The organism is Acinetobacter sp. AB03, from assembly GCF_058107045.1.
On record NZ_JBUEBA010000002.1, the window covers coordinates 1,929,813 to 1,946,250 of the forward strand.

The 16,438-nt window shown below is 39.6% G+C and carries 13 protein-coding genes, 1 tRNA gene and 1 pseudogene; 3 read left to right on the forward strand and 12 right to left on the reverse strand.

Going from position 1 to position 16,438, the window contains the following annotated elements:
* From ACY3FQ_RS09885 to efp, 10 genes and pseudogenes are all read right to left on the reverse strand, one after another.
* Nucleotides 1-292, reverse strand: a pseudogene (locus ACY3FQ_RS09885) (hypothetical protein); the annotation flags it as partial.
* 30 nt (nucleotides 293-322) lie between these two features.
* Nucleotides 323-1,339, reverse strand: coding sequence for a site-specific integrase (locus ACY3FQ_RS09890; protein WP_348960575.1), 1,017 nt, complete (start codon nucleotides 1,337-1,339; stop codon nucleotides 323-325).
* Between the two features lie 219 nt (nucleotides 1,340-1,558).
* Nucleotides 1,559-1,635: transfer RNA gene (locus ACY3FQ_RS09895), tRNA-Val, on the reverse strand.
* 43 nt (nucleotides 1,636-1,678) lie between these two features.
* Nucleotides 1,679-3,670 carry a transglutaminase TgpA family protein gene (locus ACY3FQ_RS09900; RefSeq protein WP_489773981.1) on the reverse strand — a complete coding sequence of 664 codons (1,992 nt, stop codon included), beginning with the start codon at nucleotides 3,668-3,670 and terminating at the stop codon, nucleotides 1,679-1,681.
* A 9-nt stretch (nucleotides 3,671-3,679) separates the two neighbouring features.
* On the reverse strand, nucleotides 3,680-4,579 hold the full coding sequence (locus tag ACY3FQ_RS09905; RefSeq protein WP_348959975.1) for a DUF58 domain-containing protein: 900 nt from the start codon (nucleotides 4,577-4,579) through the stop codon (nucleotides 3,680-3,682).
* Between the two features lie 16 nt (nucleotides 4,580-4,595).
* Complete coding sequence (locus ACY3FQ_RS09910) at nucleotides 4,596-5,552, reverse strand: AAA family ATPase (RefSeq protein ID WP_062034579.1); 957 nt, start codon at nucleotides 5,550-5,552, stop codon at nucleotides 4,596-4,598.
* Nucleotides 5,553-5,672: 120 nt separating this feature from the next.
* Complete coding sequence (locus tag ACY3FQ_RS09915; protein ID WP_348959976.1) at nucleotides 5,673-6,692, reverse strand: 2-dehydropantoate 2-reductase; 1,020 nt, start codon at nucleotides 6,690-6,692, stop codon at nucleotides 5,673-5,675.
* Nucleotides 6,693-6,930: 238 nt separating this feature from the next.
* Nucleotides 6,931-7,233, reverse strand: a complete 303-nt coding sequence (locus ACY3FQ_RS09920) for a YbdD/YjiX family protein (RefSeq protein WP_004693572.1) — start codon at nucleotides 7,231-7,233, stop codon at nucleotides 6,931-6,933.
* A 10-nt stretch (nucleotides 7,234-7,243) separates the two neighbouring features.
* Nucleotides 7,244-9,346, reverse strand: coding sequence for a carbon starvation CstA family protein (locus ACY3FQ_RS09925; RefSeq protein ID WP_348959977.1), 2,103 nt, complete (start codon nucleotides 9,344-9,346; stop codon nucleotides 7,244-7,246).
* 168 nt (nucleotides 9,347-9,514) lie between these two features.
* The gene (gene efp / locus ACY3FQ_RS09930; protein WP_004693574.1) at nucleotides 9,515-10,084 is read right to left on the reverse strand and encodes an elongation factor P; all 570 of its coding nucleotides are present in this window, start codon (nucleotides 10,082-10,084) and stop codon (nucleotides 9,515-9,517) included.
* Between the two features lie 309 nt (nucleotides 10,085-10,393).
* Between efp and epmB the strand changes: the two genes are divergently transcribed.
* Genes epmB through ACY3FQ_RS09945 form a run of 3 tightly spaced genes read left to right on the forward strand, consistent with a single transcriptional unit; the run spans nucleotide 10,394 to nucleotide 15,281 of the window.
* A complete protein-coding gene (gene epmB, locus ACY3FQ_RS09935) occupies nucleotides 10,394-11,410 on the forward strand; it encodes an EF-P beta-lysylation protein EpmB (protein WP_489773982.1) in 1,017 nt (338 codons plus the stop codon).
* A gap of 17 nt (nucleotides 11,411-11,427) precedes the next feature.
* Nucleotides 11,428-13,173 (forward strand): cyclic-di-GMP receptor FimW-related protein, encoded by a 1,746-nt coding sequence (locus tag ACY3FQ_RS09940; RefSeq protein WP_489774420.1) that lies wholly within the window; start codon nucleotides 11,428-11,430, stop codon nucleotides 13,171-13,173.
* Nucleotides 13,155-15,281: a sensor domain-containing phosphodiesterase gene (locus ACY3FQ_RS09945; protein WP_489773984.1), complete on the forward strand. Its 2,127-nt coding sequence runs from the start codon at nucleotides 13,155-13,157 to the stop codon at nucleotides 15,279-15,281. Before ACY3FQ_RS09940 ends, ACY3FQ_RS09945 begins: the two co-directional genes overlap by 19 nt.
* A 147-nt stretch (nucleotides 15,282-15,428) precedes the next feature.
* On the opposite strand, the gene rpmE is transcribed toward ACY3FQ_RS09945, so the two are convergent.
* Both rpmE and ACY3FQ_RS09955 read right to left on the reverse strand, forming a co-directional pair.
* The gene (gene rpmE / locus ACY3FQ_RS09950) at nucleotides 15,429-15,656 is read right to left on the reverse strand and encodes a 50S ribosomal protein L31 (RefSeq protein ID WP_004693579.1); all 228 of its coding nucleotides are present in this window, start codon (nucleotides 15,654-15,656) and stop codon (nucleotides 15,429-15,431) included.
* Between the two features lie 208 nt (nucleotides 15,657-15,864).
* Nucleotides 15,865-16,359 carry a hypothetical protein gene (locus ACY3FQ_RS09955; protein ID WP_489773986.1) on the reverse strand — a complete coding sequence of 165 codons (495 nt, stop codon included), beginning with the start codon at nucleotides 16,357-16,359 and terminating at the stop codon, nucleotides 15,865-15,867.
* Nucleotides 16,360-16,438 lie beyond the last annotated feature (79 nt).

Genomic DNA, 16,438 nt, shown 5'->3' on the forward strand with positions numbered 1-16,438 from the left:
TGCTGAAAAACCCTTTACAGATAGGTTTGTGCAACAAAGCCGTTTGGCGATCATCAACCAAAATCTCGATCAAGGAAATTAATTTAAAAGTTCCATTTATCTCAGCAAGCTTTTTATTTGTAAAGTCCCTTCTACTACCAAATTCCCCTTTTTTATTCAACTCCCAATAATCATCACTGAAGCCTAAATAATTAAATAGTTTTACAATATCAGGGCCGGATCTCCTCTCTGAAGAAAATTCACGCAAAATTACTGTTGTTAATTCATTTAATGATAAATCAGAAATTTGCATAATAAAAAGCCCCATTCAATGGGGCATATCTTAAGCAGCATTTAGCATTTTTGCTATCTCAGAAGCCGTTGGGTTGTAGTATGTGTTCACAAGAACCCCAATGGTTTTATGCCCAGTCAACTTAGCTAATATCTCAACAGGCAATTTTTGTTTATTCACAAAGCGTGTAATGGCTTCATGACGTGAATCATGGAACGTAAATGCTCCAGCAAGTCCGACACGCTTTAAATTACGCTGCCAAAGCAATCTAAACGAATTGGAGTTGTGTTTGACCAGTAACCCTTCGCGCTTAGGCAGTAGATCTAATAGCGCTCTTGCCTTTGTCGTTAGTGGGACATCTCGTGAGGTACCATTCTTAGTATCAGGCAAATGAACATAATCAGGAAAGACATGTTGGTTCTCAATTCCTAATATCTCACCTTTACGCATAGCAGTTTCCAATGCAAATAGAAAACTCCAAGCTACATAGTGCGCTGGTGTTTTAGGTACCATACCTTCTTCATAATTATCTAAACCCACCAAAACCATTTTGATTTGATCTTGGCTTATACGGTTCTTTCGTGCAGGTGGTTTAATTGGCTTCTTAACCAAATTAAATGGATTAGAAGGCAGTAAGAATAGTTCACGTACTGCAAATGTGAAAACAGAAGATCCAAGGCTCATTTCTTTATGAATTGTCCCTGCTTCCACATACTGCAGTCGTCTTTCTCTATTTTCAGTGATTAGCTTTGGCGTGAGATCATAAATAGAATATTCAGTCAGCTTGCCGTAATACCGTTCTAAATATTTAATGTGATTTTTGATGTAGACTTTGCTTTTAGTAAACTGACCAATTTTTTCGTAATAGATATTAAATAGCTGCTTTACGGTGTATTGGGGTTTATCTAAATTTTTGAGCTGCTTCTCATACTCAAGCTGTAATTCCATGAGTCGCTTGTACGCCCATTGAATACATTCTTGTGAGGTATCTTTAGTTGCTGCATCGCGAAGATGCTTGTATTTGACTTGGATACGCCAGGCATTGCCGCGTTTGACAGGTTTTTGCATATTAATAAACTCTCAATATTTGGTGCCGAAAACGGGCGCCATCCATCTTGAGATATATACGATCATCTCAAAATGGCGCCCGAAAGCGAAATATAAAGCAGTTTTTAATGCAAATTTTGGGTATTTTGATTCCCCAAAGCTGACCTATTTGACAATAAAAACAGGGTAATATCGTTACAATACTCCCATTAAAATATTGATTTTACTCAATATATATCTTGGTAGGTATATCCAGACTCGAACTGGAGACCTCTACGATGTCAACGTAGCGCTCTAACCAACTGAGCTATACACCTGAAGTAAAAGCATAATATTCACTTTTAAAAAGTATGACAAGCGCTATTTCTTGTTTTTTAAAGCAGATGCACAAGTTTTAAGCATCTGTTTAAATTGTTGAATGCTTTTTGAATTCAACCTATTAGAATAACGCATTTGTTGATAATAATCACCCGCCTGCTTAAATAAAACTTGCTGTTCAGGTTTAACCTCTTGAGCTAAGCGCAACAACCATTGATTTACCGTTTCGACATCTTGTTTACGCTGCTCTGCTACTAGGTTTCGAGAAAAAGACTGAACGACAATGTCATATTCAGAAGTTTGAGCACGTTTACACCAAAATATAACGCCCCAGTACAGTAAAACTAATCCACCGATGCCAATCATAATTAGCAATACCAATGAATAACTGGATTCGAGTCCTAGCTTCTGTAACCAACCTCGTTGAGTCTCTGCATTATAGCCAACCACCTTACTTTGCCATTGGTAGCTTGCATAGTCGCTCCAAATGCGTATTTTGTTTAATACCGAATAGCGCTGTACATTCCATCGACTACTCTCCCCCCAAACACTGGCATCCTGGCTCATTAGATCTTGCATACCCTGTTCAATACGCTGCGGTGTAATCATGGCTGTTGGGTCATAGCGTTTCCAGTGCCCATCCACAAATACTTCCGTCCATGCATGCGCATCTAACTGTCGAACTTCCCAACTTTTTGCATCTAGTGAAGGCTGACCACCTTGATACCCAACCACAATACGCGCTGGAATACCCACATAACGCATCAGCATCACGAAGCTAGAAGCATAATGTTCACAAAAACCTTGTTTGGATTGAAACAAAAACTCATCAATACGATGCTGCCCCAACAAGCCCGGTTGCAAGGTATAACTAAAACCATTATTGCGATACCATTGCAAAACATTTTGGATATAACGTTTCGGGTTCTGCTCACTTTGGCTAAACAGCTGCTGTGCAAATTGCTGTGCTTCCAAGTCCATGTGCTCAGGCGCTTTTAAGTTTATGCTTCGTTGTATTTTAGATAATTCACTTTGTGAAAATTGAACATTTCCCATCCATTGCAATGCAATAGGTTCCACCCGCTGCACTTGACGATAAGCTTGAATACTCCAATCCTGACGTAGCTGATAACGTCGCTCTAAGGGTTGTGAATATTCCAATGCCATAATCCACGGAATCGCGACATCAGCGGGTAAATATTGATAGTTCCATTTTTTGGATGTAGAGATTTGCGTTAATGTCTCATCCGAAATACTTTGTTGATTAATAAAACTACTGGTCCATTTTTGCCCATCATATTGATCTAAGACCATCGCGCGCCAATAAAGCTCTGAACGATTTGGGAGCTGAGTGACATCACCAATAATACGAAAAGCCAAATGACTGGACTGGGATAATTGCGCAATATCTCCAGGTGACATACTGTCACTCATGCCTGTCACTGCTTTATTTTCAGGAATTGGAATATGCCAAAGTGGGGGTAAACGCGGAAAAAAGATAAACAGCAGCACAAAAAAAGGCAGTGCGAGACCTACAAATTTAATGACATGTTTTGCATCTTGCCTTAATGCCATACGATTCGAGTTTTCAGATGCAAAAGTATGGGTTTGCACTCGATATAGCCCCAACAAACAGCTCAATAAACAGAGTAAAACCATCACTGCCGTCATAAATGACTGACTATGTAAAAACATACTCGCCGCAACAAATAAAGTAAAGTTAAACAAAATGATCACATCACGCTGAGTTTTTGTTTCTAAGGCTTTCGCAAAGAGAAAGATGCTTAAAACGGCTACACCCGCTTCCACCCCTAAAAAGCTTTGATAGCTCCAAAAAGTGACTGCTAGAGCAGCAAGGGTCAAAATGTAAATTGCCCATTTCGGGAAATGGTTGCCCGTGGATTTCATGAAATACCATAGACAACCGATACAAATGGCGAAAATGACACTCAATAGCACAGGACTAAAACTTAGTTGTGTGATCCAAATCAAACTCAGTGTCAGCACAATGGCAATACGAATAGAAGAGTGCATATTACTCACCTATGCCTGCGCCAAAAGTAATTTGGCTTGAAAGTATTGTTCTCGACCTATGCCTTTGGCTAGCTCAGCATGTGGTAAATACAATGTATAGGCATACTGCAACTGCTCACATTGTTCAACCAAGCCCATCATTAAGCTTAATTTTTCTTCATGTGAAGGACTCGGCATATGTGCATAGTGGATTTCTAAACTGTGTTGATCCTGATGTTGTTCAAAGACTTTAATAAATAACCCTTGTCCTTGTGCTACTTGTTTCCATGAAACCGCCTGTAAAGAGTCACCCTCTTTAAAATTTCGCAATTCTCGAAATTCATCCATGTCTGGTTCAAAACTGTGCTGTTGCTGCTTATTTTCTGCCGCTAAAGACTTAGCTTTAGGCGCAATCCACAGGGTTTTCTGAATGAAAAAATAACTCCAAGCGCGAACGAAACCAAATGGATAAATCGAATATATTTTAATCTCTGGAAAACTAAACTGTCCGCGCTCTTTTGGAAAAAAATTTAAATCGACCACCTGATGGGTATCTTGAATAAACAACTGTTCTATATGATCAGCATAAGCGAGCCAAAGATATCGAGGCTGTGAATGATGTTGTTTGAAATGCATTTGTAATTGCAATGCACTCTCAACCTGCCCTATTTCAGGCAATACAAGGTCAATACTTAACCCATGTAGCTGTTTAAAGGTCAAATAAAAACTCATACATAGCACAGCACTGATTAAAAAACAAAACGCTAAAATTAAGTTATTGGCATAATTCACCCCAGCAATAAAGGTGATTAAAATCAGCACCACATACAAATATCCTTGCTGATAAATAAACACCAGTACATCTTTTTGGGTCAGTTGTTTTTCAGCTTTAAATTGAAAGCGTTTATTTATCCAGTTTTGCCACAGCATGCGTCAGCTTATCCTATCAGTGAACTTTGACTTGCTTCATCAGTTGCTCAGTTTCAGCTTCACCCAGCCCTATTCGATGCGCGGTCACTGCGACAAATACAGCCTGTACATCATCCGGTGTAACAAATGCACGGGCTTTAACCAGAGCATAGGCTTGTGCTGCTTTCTTCAAAGCCAGTACGCCACGTGTAGATAACCCATGTCGACCTTTACGGGTTTCAACCGCCAAATCTAAAATATAGTCCAAGACTTCTTCAGATAAATAAATCTGTGGCACCAAAGCTTGTAAGGCGAGAATGTCTTGTTCGGAGAATACTGTCATCAACTGCTGAATCAAGTCATGACGAGATTGTTGCTGCAATAAAGCCTTTTCTGCCTGACGGGATGGATAACCCAAAGATAACCGCATAAGAAAACGGTCGAGCTGTGACTCTGGTAGTGCATAGGTTCCACTTTGAAAAAGTGGGTTTTGCGTTGCAATCACCCAAAAAGGTTGCGGTAGTACATAACGACTTGCATCGATTGTCACCACACCCTCTTCCATCGCCTCTAAAAGCGCACTCTGCGTTTTCGGACTACAGCGGTTAATTTCATCTGCGAGTAAAATTTGAGTAAAAATTGGCCCTTGCTTAAACTCAAACAGATGTTCTTTTTGGTTAAACATATTCACCCCAATCACATCACTTGCCAGCATGTCATTGGTAAACTGAATCCGTTTAAATTGAAGACCCGCCAAATGCGCCAAGCTACTGGCCAAAGTGGTTTTGCCTAAACCGGGCAAGTCTTCAAATAAGATATGCCCACCAGCTAAAAGGCTGCATAAGGCTAATTGGGTTTGTTGATTTTTATCTAAAACGATTTGATTAACTTGATTGAGGAATTCTTGGATTTTTGGATAAAAAATACTTAACTGTGATTCATCGAGCATGTCATATTGCAACGTTTCTACCGTTTTCTCTTTTCCCCAAAGCACCTTATTCTCCCCAATCAAAATATAAATCAAGGTTTAACATACAGGTTTTTCAACCATACTCAAAGGCGATCCTTATAAATATTCAATGATTTGCGTACGAATGACCTACGTCACCGCAAGCTACTGTTTCGCTGCAGATTTCAACTGATCTTTTAAAGTATCTGCACTCATTGAAAATGAAAGCGATGATTTCTCTGCTTGCTTAATCAATTCTATGAGTCTTGCATTGATTGGAGCCTGTCTACCGCATTGTTCTGCGAGTTTTAAAACCTCACCATTAATCCAGTCGACCTCTGTGGGACGGCCTGCAATTAAATCATCTTGCATAGACGACCGAGCCAGTGGATCGATTGCCAACATTTTACGACTTAATAATTTAAATAATGGATTAGGTAAACTCAGCAAGTTTGGAATCAAATGGGTCGGAACTGCGGTTAACTTTGCAGGTTTAATTTGTGCATAATCAAGCAGTACTAAGGCTTCCTGCTGCACCATTGCCACACATTGGCGATATTTACGAATCGACAATTGTTCCTTTAACGGTTTTTTTGACAATGCATTGATTGAGTTATTTAAATTAAGTAAAAGCTTAGCCCACTGCACAGCCAGCATATCTTTTTCAAAAACAATCTCTAAACCTGCTTTTTGAAATGCATTCTCAAGCAAATTTTGATTCGGATATTGCTTAACACTTAATGCACCAGAGGTACCTTGATGATAATGCCCAGCTTCTTGCGTGGCAACGTTAAAAGGAACCATCCCCTCTAAAATCATCTGCCCTTGCAAAACCCTTTTTAAAATAGGGACATTGCTTAAGCCATTTTGAAAGCTGATGATCAGCGGTGTTTTAGCCCCTAAATATTCTTTGAGTTCATGTGCAACTTGTTCGGTTGCCGCTGATTTCACACAGATTAAAATAACATCGGCATCCACAACCTGAGTAGGATCGATCGTTAGTTTTAGTTGATGAGGTGCAAGTTTGATATTTTTGCCTAAATAATCGGTTAACACTAAGCCAAATTGGGAAAGCTCTGCATGAATACGTGGACGCGTAATAAAAGTAACATCACTACCTGCAGCAGCCAAACTTCCGCCTAAATAACACCCAATGCTTCCAGCACCATAAATATATATTTTCATTCAATTTCCCTTTGCAAACATTCCAGTATTTTAAGAGCCATAGCAATCAAAAGCTGTCCGATATACGACTTGAACCTTTATGCATCACACTCCGTGTTCGTTATGATTTAAGCCGTGATGTAACAACTTGCTTCATGCAAAAAGTACACTGTCGAATCTAACACGAGCAACCGCATGTAATTGAGTATTTTCACAAAAAAACGGCACCGAAGTGCCGTCTTTGAATTGATTAATTATATTAACATGGGCACTTTTTCATGCCATTCGTTGCAGATGGATAACGTGCATCCACACAATGACGATAAAAAGTTTTAGCATCCATCGCTTCTAAATCAGGATGGTGCTTTTTCATATGCTCCAAATAGTTTGGATAATCAGGCACCCCCACCATCAAGCGAAAACTTTGCTGCAAACGTTGCCACAATGTCGCAATTCGAGACCAATTTTTAGGGTTCAGAATCAAATCTTTCTGCGACATCACGGTCATTTTAATGATTTTATAAATCATCGTTTTTCCACTTTTAGCAAATTTTAGATTCATCTGACTCTCCTTAATGTCCAGCTTTTGATGGCTGAATGTCTTCAGGATCACGATAAATGGCTTCTGCTTCATGCACAGTCGGAACTGGGCTTGCCAATGCACGACGAATCACTCTAATCGCAGCAAAGAGCATCACGATCGCCACAATCATAAAGAATCCACACAGTGCTGCATTGATCTGATTCGACATCGCAACAGTCTGCATTTCAACAACTGTTTTTGCTGGTGCTAAAATTTCATTGTTTGCAATTGCATTGTTAAAACGTTCAGCTTGTGCCAAGAAACCAATTTTTGGATTTTCGTGGAAAATTTTCTGCCAGCCCGCTGTCATACAGGTTACCAACAAGAATATGGTCGGGATAATCGTGACCCATACATATTTCTCTTTCTTCATTTTGAAGAGGATAACCGTACCTAAGATCAATGCCATTGCCGCAAGCATCTGGTTACCCACACCAAACAGTGGCCATAAGCTATTGATGCCCCCGAGCGGATCGACGACACCTTGGTAAACAAAGAAGCCCCAACCCGAAACTGCAACCGCTGTACCCAACAAGTTCCCGAAGAAGTTATGTGAGTTTTTCACTGCAGGAATCACAATACCTACGGTGTCTTGCACCATGAAACGACATGCACGCGTACCCGCATCAACAGCTGTTAAAATAAATAGTGCTTCGAATAAAATGGCAAAATGATACCAAAACGCCATCATTTCACGACTATTGAAAATTTCCGTAATGATGTGAGCCATACCAATAGCAAAAGTTGGCGCACCGCCAGTACGTGAAAGAATGGTACTTTCACCCACTTCTTGAGCCAGTAAAGTTAATGTTTCTGGAGTAACAACAAAACCTAAGTTACGAACAGCTTCAGCTGCGGTGTCGACACTTGTACCCAGTAAAGCGGCTGGTGAGTTAATCGCAAAATATACACCCGGATCAAGCACTGCGGCACAGATCAAGGCCATGATTGCAACAAATGACTCCATGAGCATACCGCCATATCCGATCATACGAATATCACGTTCATTGTTCACAAGTTTCGGCGTGGTGCCTGACGACACTAAAGCGTGGAAACCTGAAATTGCGCCACAGGCAATGGTAATAAATAAGAATGGGAACATTGAACCTGCAAACACAGGGCCAGTACCATCAATAAATTGCGTGAATGCTGGTAGCTTCATTTCTGGCATTGCGAAAATAATACCGACTGCCAAACCGGCAATAACACCAATCTTTAAGAAGGTTGATAAGTAATCGCGTGGTGCAAGCAATAGCCACACAGGCAGTGCCGAAGCCACGAAACCATAAATAATCAGCGCCCATGTCAACTGAGTGCCCGACAGTGTAAAGAGCGCACCCCAATATGGATGCTGTGCAATATTTTCACCGTAGACAATGCCGAGCATCATCAAAACGAAACCAATAATAGATACTTCTGCAATTTTACCCGGGCGGATAAAACGCATGTAAATCCCCATAAAGAGCGCAATTGGAATCGTTGCCGCAATACTAAATACGCCCCATGGGCTGTGTGCAAGTGCTTTGACCACGACCAGTGCCAAAACAGCAAGGATAATAATCATTACCCCCAATGCACCAAGCATGACCACAATACCTGCAAAAGTTCCAAGCTCTTGCTTTGCCATTTCACCGAGTGAACGTCCATCACGACGGGTAGAAATAAACAACACCAAAAAGTCTTGTACTGCACCTGCAAGCACTACACCGACAAGTAACCAAATCGTGCCAGGTAAATAGCCCATTTGCGCTGCTAAAATAGGCCCTACTAATGGACCTGCACCTGCAATCGCTGCAAAGTGATGTCCAAATAGAACACTTTTGTTGGTTGGAACATAGTCCAGACCATCATTCAAACGATGCGCGGGAGTTAAGCGACGTTCATCAAGCTCAAAAACTTTATTTGCAATAAATAAACTATAGAAGCGATAAGCAATACTATAAATACAGCCCGCAGCAAGTACGAGCCAGATGGCATTGACATGCTCACCACGACTCAGTGCCAATATCCCAAAAGAGACTGCACCGACGATGGCTACCAGTAGCCAGATGATTTTTGAAGTCAGGGTTGACTTCGGCTGAACAGATTCCATTTCAATCCCTCATATTTGTTGCATTCAATCAGCGTCTTTAATTATTCGAGGTACTGCTGTTTTCCTTTGCGACTTTACTCTGCATCTCCTTGTTTTGATCTAATACTTTGGCATAAAAAAAGGGATGATTTTCATCACCCCTTCCGATAATAGTCTATTTTTAAACCATTATGCACGTTCTAAATAATCGCCAGTACGAGTATCTACACGAACGCTTTCTTCTTGCTGTACAAATAATGGAACACGTACTACAGCACCTGTTTCCAATTTTGCAGGTTTACCACCACCGCCAGAAGTATCACCACGAACACCCGGATCAGTTTCAACAATTTTCAAAACTACGAAGTTTGGTGGGTTTACTGTTAACGGAACGCCATTGAACAACATAATGGTACATTTTTCATTTGAATCATCTTTTAACCATTTTGCAGCATCGCCCATTGCTGTTTTGTCAGCAGCGATCTGTTCAAATGATACAGGATCCATGAAATTCCACATTTCACCGTCGTTGTACAAGTATTCCATTTCTACTTCTACAATGTCAGCCGCTTCTAAAGAATCACCAGACTTAAATGTTTTTTCTAAAACTTTACCAGAACGTAAATTACGTAGTTTTACGCGGTTAAATGCTTGACCTTTACCTGGCTTTACATATTCATTTTCCATGATTGAACATGGGTTACCATCAAGCATAACCTTAAGGCCTGACTTGAAATCATTCGTAGAATAATAGGCCATGACTGGCGCACTCCAAACTAACTAACTTAAATATTTATGTCTTTATCTTAGACACCAAAGCTTTGAAAAGCAGGGCCATAAAGATAGGGCATCTTTTTTGATGCCTCGTATTGTAAATGAGCAAGGTGTTATGAAGCAATGAAAATCCACTGCCTATAAGCCGAAGATCTTGATAAAATAGCCTCGTTCCACGTGTTTTCGTGTATTGAAAAAGCCTTTTTAGACCGCACACATCCGAACAACTCGTTTTGACATCACTCGATTTGATGACCTAACTTTCTTTTGACCTAGTATTTGACCCCTTATTGCATGACTCATTATTTGTACCAAGAGCAAAATTGGCAAGCTCAACTCAGTGATTTAATTACTGACCCTTTAGAATTACTTAACATTCTAGAGCTTTATCCTGAGCAACTGCTGTCAGGCGCACTGCTTGCATCAACCCAATTTAAACTCCGTGTTCCCCGTGCTTTTGTGACAAGAATGCAAAAAGGTAATCCGCTTGATCCTTTACTCCTTCAAGTCCTGCCCCATCATCTTGAGCTTGAAGAACATCCCGACTTCGTGACCGACCCCTTGGGTGAGGAACAAGCCAACCAACAACCCGGTGTTTTGCACAAATATAAAACTCGTTTCTTACTTACTCTGACTGGGGCATGTGCCGTTCATTGTCGTTACTGTTTTCGTCGACATTTCCCCTATCAAGAGAACCTACCAAAGTCAGAAGATTGGATCAATATTCAACACTATATTCAGTCGCAACCTGACATTAATGAAGTCATTTTGAGTGGTGGAGACCCCTTAACGCTGTCCAATCGTAAAATAAAATTATGGATTGAACGCTTAGAAAGTATTCCCCAACTTAAATTTTTGAGAATTCACTCACGAGTTCCTATCGTAATGCCTAACCGTGTCGATGATGAGCTAATTTCCATCTTAAAAAACAGTAGGCTGCGCATTATTCTAGTGGTACACTCAAATCATGCATCGGAATTGGATGATCTTACCTGCCGTCAATTACAGCAATTAGTCGCAGAAAAAATCACCGTTTTCAATCAGGCGGTTTTGTTGAAAGGGGTCAATGATCACGTTCAAATTTTGACAGATTTGAGCTACCGTTTATTCGATGCAGGTGTATTGCCATACTATTTACATGTTTTAGATAAAGTAAAAGGGGCTCACCATTTTGATTTAAACCCGCAAGACATTGATTTCTTATATCAAGGATTATTGGCGAATCTACCCGGCTATCTGGTTCCCAAGTTGGTCAGGGAAATTGCGGGAGAAAAGAATAAGACACCACTTTTCGGGGTTTCAACTTTTTGAGTTAAATAATAACGATGATGACGACGAGTACTTCAGATATCTTCCAAAAACCAACCGAATTAAAGTTGGATAAGCTTAGTTTTTGCCCAAGCACAGTCAAAGGCTTACAAGAATGGTTGGCAAACTTATCCATTTTACAATTAGGTGATTCTTCTCGTTCCTTATTTCAAGCATTACTTGAAGTCTCCGAGCTCCAAGTCAGCGAAACACTTCGCTTTGATTTGGTTCAAGTACTGCATCCAAATTTGGAAAATGTGCTTACCAGTTTAGAGAAACATTTTTTTAATCAAGGCCTCATCACCACTGATCGAAATGACCATATTATTGAGCTTGCCTTATTAATGCGTAGTCATTTTGCTAAAGTCTATATCGACATTGCAAAACGTGTTTCTCAGCAAATCACTCAAAATAAGTTTTCTTTATTTGCTTTTAACCAAAAAAAGAACCTACAAACGGCTCGAACTGTATCGAGTTATTATGCTTTACAACAACTGTCACTGTTGTTGTACCAACAACACTTGCTCTATAGTTCGCCGATTCCGGGGCAGTGGCTAGCAGCTCATCAGCTCTTAGATTCTGCTATCCAAAATAACTTCTATTTGACCAACATTAATCAAATACAAGGCACGCAGCATCAGCTCAACAATATTAGCCAAGCCTATGCGCAGCTCATTCTATTGGATATTTTTAATACCCATCAAATCCGTCCAGGTGAAATTCAAGGACTATTTTTGTGTAGTTTTGATTGGGCTAAGCTGATTCAAATATTACCTAAAGAAACCACCTTATCTCGCTATATTGTCGATGCATCAAAAGACTACCCGCCGACCTATAATTCTCAAAAAAATAGTCATATTCAGCCGAATATTTTTATATCGACACAAGCTCTGCTTGATCATCTCTCGGAGATGCAAACCAAACGCACTGAGCCACTGTCGCGTGATGAGAAGATTTTCCTTACCCCTGCTTTGCATTTTCACATTCATAACTTATTGACCAATAATATTGAACGTAAGCATGAACGATATGAATACTCGGCCCAATTACAAATTTGTTTTGGCCTGTCAGTCGCACATTTCTATTTGTCTAAAGGCAAGAACTTTAATGAAACTTTAGAGCTAGAAGGCAACTACAACTTTCAGAATGAAAGTCACCTGATCAACTCCATGAACAGTAATATTCCTGTGGAGACAAGTTCTGCTCGTATGATTGATCGTGAATCGAAACAAATCTACCCTGCCGAAGTTTTAGATATTAGTGTGAATGGTTACCGTATTCGTTGGACCGGACCAACACCTGCACATTTAAAAACAGGTGAGTTTATTTTGGTCCAAGAAAATGCGCATAGCCAATGGCGCGGTGGTGTGATTCGCTGGATTAAACAATCAAGTGAGAAAAGCTTAGAACTAGGGTTAGAAATCTTAGCGCAAGATCTTTTCCCATGTGCTGTTATGGTAAAAACAGACCGAACCACTCAGAACTATCAGCCTGCATTATTGGTGCAAACGTCCCAGCTAGATGAAGTACAAACCAGCCTCATTGTGCCGGGTTCGAATATGTACCGAGAAAAACAAACCATTCACTTACGCCTAGGTGATGAAGATCTTAAAATTTATTTAGTAAAAGCACATTTAATTACGCAAAGTTTTATTCGTTTTGATTATGAATTGTTGAATGACCAACAAGAGCCATTAGTTCAAAGTTTTATTCAAAAGCAAATGAATGCTATTAAGAATCACGATTTATGGGAAGCATTGAAGTGAGAAATCCATTATTATCTAAAAAGTTAAAACGTACGGAAACACGTTTACTCATTATTGATGATAATCAGATCCGTTATAACCAAATTCGTGACCTTTTAACTTCTAGCGATCATCAAGTTCATGCCACTTTACTGGATGACTTACAAAACTTTGAAAAACAGCTTCATCTGCCTTGGGATGTCGTGATTTTTGGTCGCGCTTATGACTTAAAGTATGAACAAGCACTAACTTTGATTCGCAACTCTAACCAAGTCAATTTACCGCTGATTTTATTAAAGCCCGATGAATATCAATCAACCCAATACGCAAGTTTTATTCGTAAAGGGGTCTATGATATTTTGGACTTAGAAGAAGCGGATAACTTTTACTTAGGTCTACTACGTGCGCTGTCATTAAGTCGTTTATTGCAAAGCCAACAACAACTCATGAATGAGCTTGAAACGGCTCAAAGCCAAGCACAGGCTTTAGTTGAAGAAAGCAATAAAGCCATCGCTTTAATTCAAGAAGGGATTCATGTTTCAGCCAATGCTGAATACTTACAACTGTTCGGCTTAAGCTCTGAAGATGATATTATTGGTCAACCGCTGCTTGATATTATCCAGCCGAAAGATGTAAACGATTTCAAAATCCGTTTTAAGAAAATTTCACAAGGTCAGTTTGATTTAGGTGCTTTTGAAGTTGCTACTCTCAATAATAATGCCCAAACTAAAAATCCTTTAAAAGTTGAGTTTTTAGCTGCACCTGAAGATGATGCGCTCCAACTGACAATTGAAGTCGAATCTGAACGCACCGCTGCTCCATCGGTCAACACTGAAAAATACGTAATAAAACCTAATACGTATCAACAGATTAACCGTGCCATGACCAAGCAACCCTCTGATCAGAATGCTTTGGTTAGCTTTGCACTCAGCTCTTGTCCAGATGGAATTTTTAAAGCCAACTGGGCAACTACGCGTGATTATTTTAACAATATTTACAGCTTTTTAAATGAACAGACTCATATTCCTCTGTTTAAGGCGGGTGGGCAAACCATCGTTGGTTTATTCCAAGCGGAATCACAGGTCAAACTTGAATCTAAGCTGATTGCGTTAAATGCGCTCACCAAACCACAGCTCATTACGGTAGAAAACAATAGCTATCCCGTAAATTTGCGCATTGGCTATACTTTATTGAAAGGTGAAATTTCAAATCAAGATCAGTTTGAACACTTGTTATGCTCAGCCTTTAAAACCGCTTTACCGACTAATCAAGACGATTGCGAAATTGAGCAAAAAGCCAGTATTGACATGCCTGTGATTGAGTTGATCAACCCTACTGTCAGCGATACTTTAGACACTCAAAAAACAGCAAATGAGCCTACGGTACTTAAAGCTTTACATCTAGCTTTGGAGCGTGGTGAGATTCATCTTAAATATCAACAGCTTTACGACAAAGAAGACACCAATTTATATACCTATGAGGTCACTAGTGGCTTTATTTATGGTAATACATGGAAAGATATATCGAGCCTCAAAGAGTTAAGTGAAGACCACGAACTGTCTATTAAACTTGACCGCTGGATTTTAGTTGAGTCGTGTAAACAGCTACACAATTTTATCACTCAGTATCCTGAAGCAAAGTTGATTGTAAACTTAAACAAAGCCGTACTGTTAAATGACCGCTCTTTCCCTGAATTTATCGCCAAACTGATTACCATTGTACGCAGTAAGTTAAGTCACCCAATTATCCTTCAGTTCTCTGAGGATGATATCAGCCAAAACATTGCTGAAGCGCAAAAATACATTGCCCAGCTTCGCCAATATGGTGCTGAAGTTTCGATTCGTGACTTTGGTAATAGCATTTATAGTGAATCTATCCTACGTCAGCTCGATATCAACAATCTCACCTTACATGAAAACTTAACTCGCATGCTCAGTAGCGACGCCAACACGGAAGAGTTGCAAGAAAAAGTTGCGGTATACCATCAATTGAAAAACATTCAAATTATGCTGCGTGATCTGAATGATATGACGTCGTTTGCCAATGCGTGGAATGTCGATGCCCGCTTTATTCAAGGCGATTATTTCCAGAAGAAACTCGATCATCTGATTGATGTGCAGGATCAGTAAAAGTTAAATTTTTGGAAACTAGCCTCTAAATTTTAAGGCCTCTATATGGGGTCTTTTTACTATATGGTCTAACTAGCAGCCCTATGACTCTGTATCAAAATCATAGGCATAAAAAAACGGGCAAATGCCCGTTTTTTTCTTTTGCTATTAGTCGCGTTTGATAGAACGTGACATGCCAGCAAAACGTTGTTTGAACTTGTCGATACGACCGCCAGTATCAACGTTCTTTTGCTTACCAGTGTAGAATGGGTGGCAAGCTGAACATACGTCTAGGTAAACAGTTTCTTTACCAAGTGCTGAACGAGTTTCGATTACGTTACCGCAAGAACATGTAGCAACTAAAGTTTGGTATTTTGGGTGAATATCGGCGCGCATCGTCGATTACTCCATAAAAATTAAAGAAGGTTTTGCTGTCATCGCAATTGATCACTCTCAAAATTGAGGAAAGGGCCACTTAATTAAATTAAGTTGCAGATCAACACCATAACAGACCATTCTTTTGGCCCACCGAGACGGATACCGTCAGAGCTAAGCACAACAAGTGAGCATGATTATAACTGAAATAGATGCATTAATAAATACATCATTCTTGGCTTCGAGCTTTCTTCTGACCTGCTCTATTCATATAATCGAAGTATTGCATTTCTACCATGCGTTGAAATTCAGCCTCATCAAAATGATTGAGTCGTTTAATCAAGAAAGGACAATATTTTTCAGCATTCACTGTTCGCATGGATGAAGACATCACTTCCAACATGTTTTGTATTTCTTGTTTGAACGTAGGATCAATCGGTTGATCCATTTCAGTCTCTTGAAAAATACTCACGCCATTATATTTGATATCCTTTCCCACTTTTGCAGTATTCAGCAGTTTCTGCTTCACAGCTAAATAAGCTTGCTCCAGTTCAACATTTAGCTGTGGTTGTTTTTCTCTACAAAAATTTAACATGGGTTGTAGGGATATTAATGGCATTTTCTCAAAAACATCTCGATTTGTTCTCATGTTTAGATCTTCATTTGCAAGGCTGATATTGCTATAACCAAGTAAACAAAAGATTAAAAATTTTATTATTTTCATAAGTTTATAATTTAAAAAGTTTAGTATAAGGAAATTAATCAATTGTGTTTAGACATTTACAAAAGCTAAGTTCAGAACT

Excerpts from the sequence above, each read along its gene's own strand:
- ACY3FQ_RS09890 (WP_348960575.1), bottom strand. The coding sequence starts at position 1,339 with ATGCAAAAACCTGTCAAACGCGGCAATGCCTGGCGTATCCAAGTCAAA.
- ACY3FQ_RS09900 (WP_489773981.1), bottom strand. The coding sequence starts at position 3,670 with ATGCACTCTTCTATTCGTATTGCCATTGTGCTGACACTGAGTTTGATT.
- ACY3FQ_RS09905 (WP_348959975.1), bottom strand. The coding sequence starts at position 4,579 with ATGCTGTGGCAAAACTGGATAAATAAACGCTTTCAATTTAAAGCTGAA.
- ACY3FQ_RS09915 (WP_348959976.1), bottom strand. The coding sequence starts at position 6,692 with ATGAAAATATATATTTATGGTGCTGGAAGCATTGGGTGTTATTTAGGC.
- ACY3FQ_RS09920 (WP_004693572.1), bottom strand. The coding sequence starts at position 7,233 with ATGAATCTAAAATTTGCTAAAAGTGGAAAAACGATGATTTATAAAATC.
- ACY3FQ_RS09925 (WP_348959977.1), bottom strand. The coding sequence starts at position 9,346 with ATGGAATCTGTTCAGCCGAAGTCAACCCTGACTTCAAAAATCATCTGG.
- efp (WP_004693574.1), bottom strand. The coding sequence starts at position 10,084 with ATGGCCTATTATTCTACGAATGATTTCAAGTCAGGCCTTAAGGTTATG.
- epmB (WP_489773982.1), top strand. The coding sequence starts at position 10,394 with ATGACTCATTATTTGTACCAAGAGCAAAATTGGCAAGCTCAACTCAGT.
- ACY3FQ_RS09940 (WP_489774420.1), top strand. The coding sequence starts at position 11,428 with ATGACGACGAGTACTTCAGATATCTTCCAAAAACCAACCGAATTAAAG.
- ACY3FQ_RS09945 (WP_489773984.1), top strand. The coding sequence starts at position 13,155 with ATGGGAAGCATTGAAGTGAGAAATCCATTATTATCTAAAAAGTTAAAA.
- rpmE (WP_004693579.1), bottom strand. The coding sequence starts at position 15,656 with ATGCGCGCCGATATTCACCCAAAATACCAAACTTTAGTTGCTACATGT.
- ACY3FQ_RS09955 (WP_489773986.1), bottom strand. The coding sequence starts at position 16,359 with ATGAAAATAATAAAATTTTTAATCTTTTGTTTACTTGGTTATAGCAAT.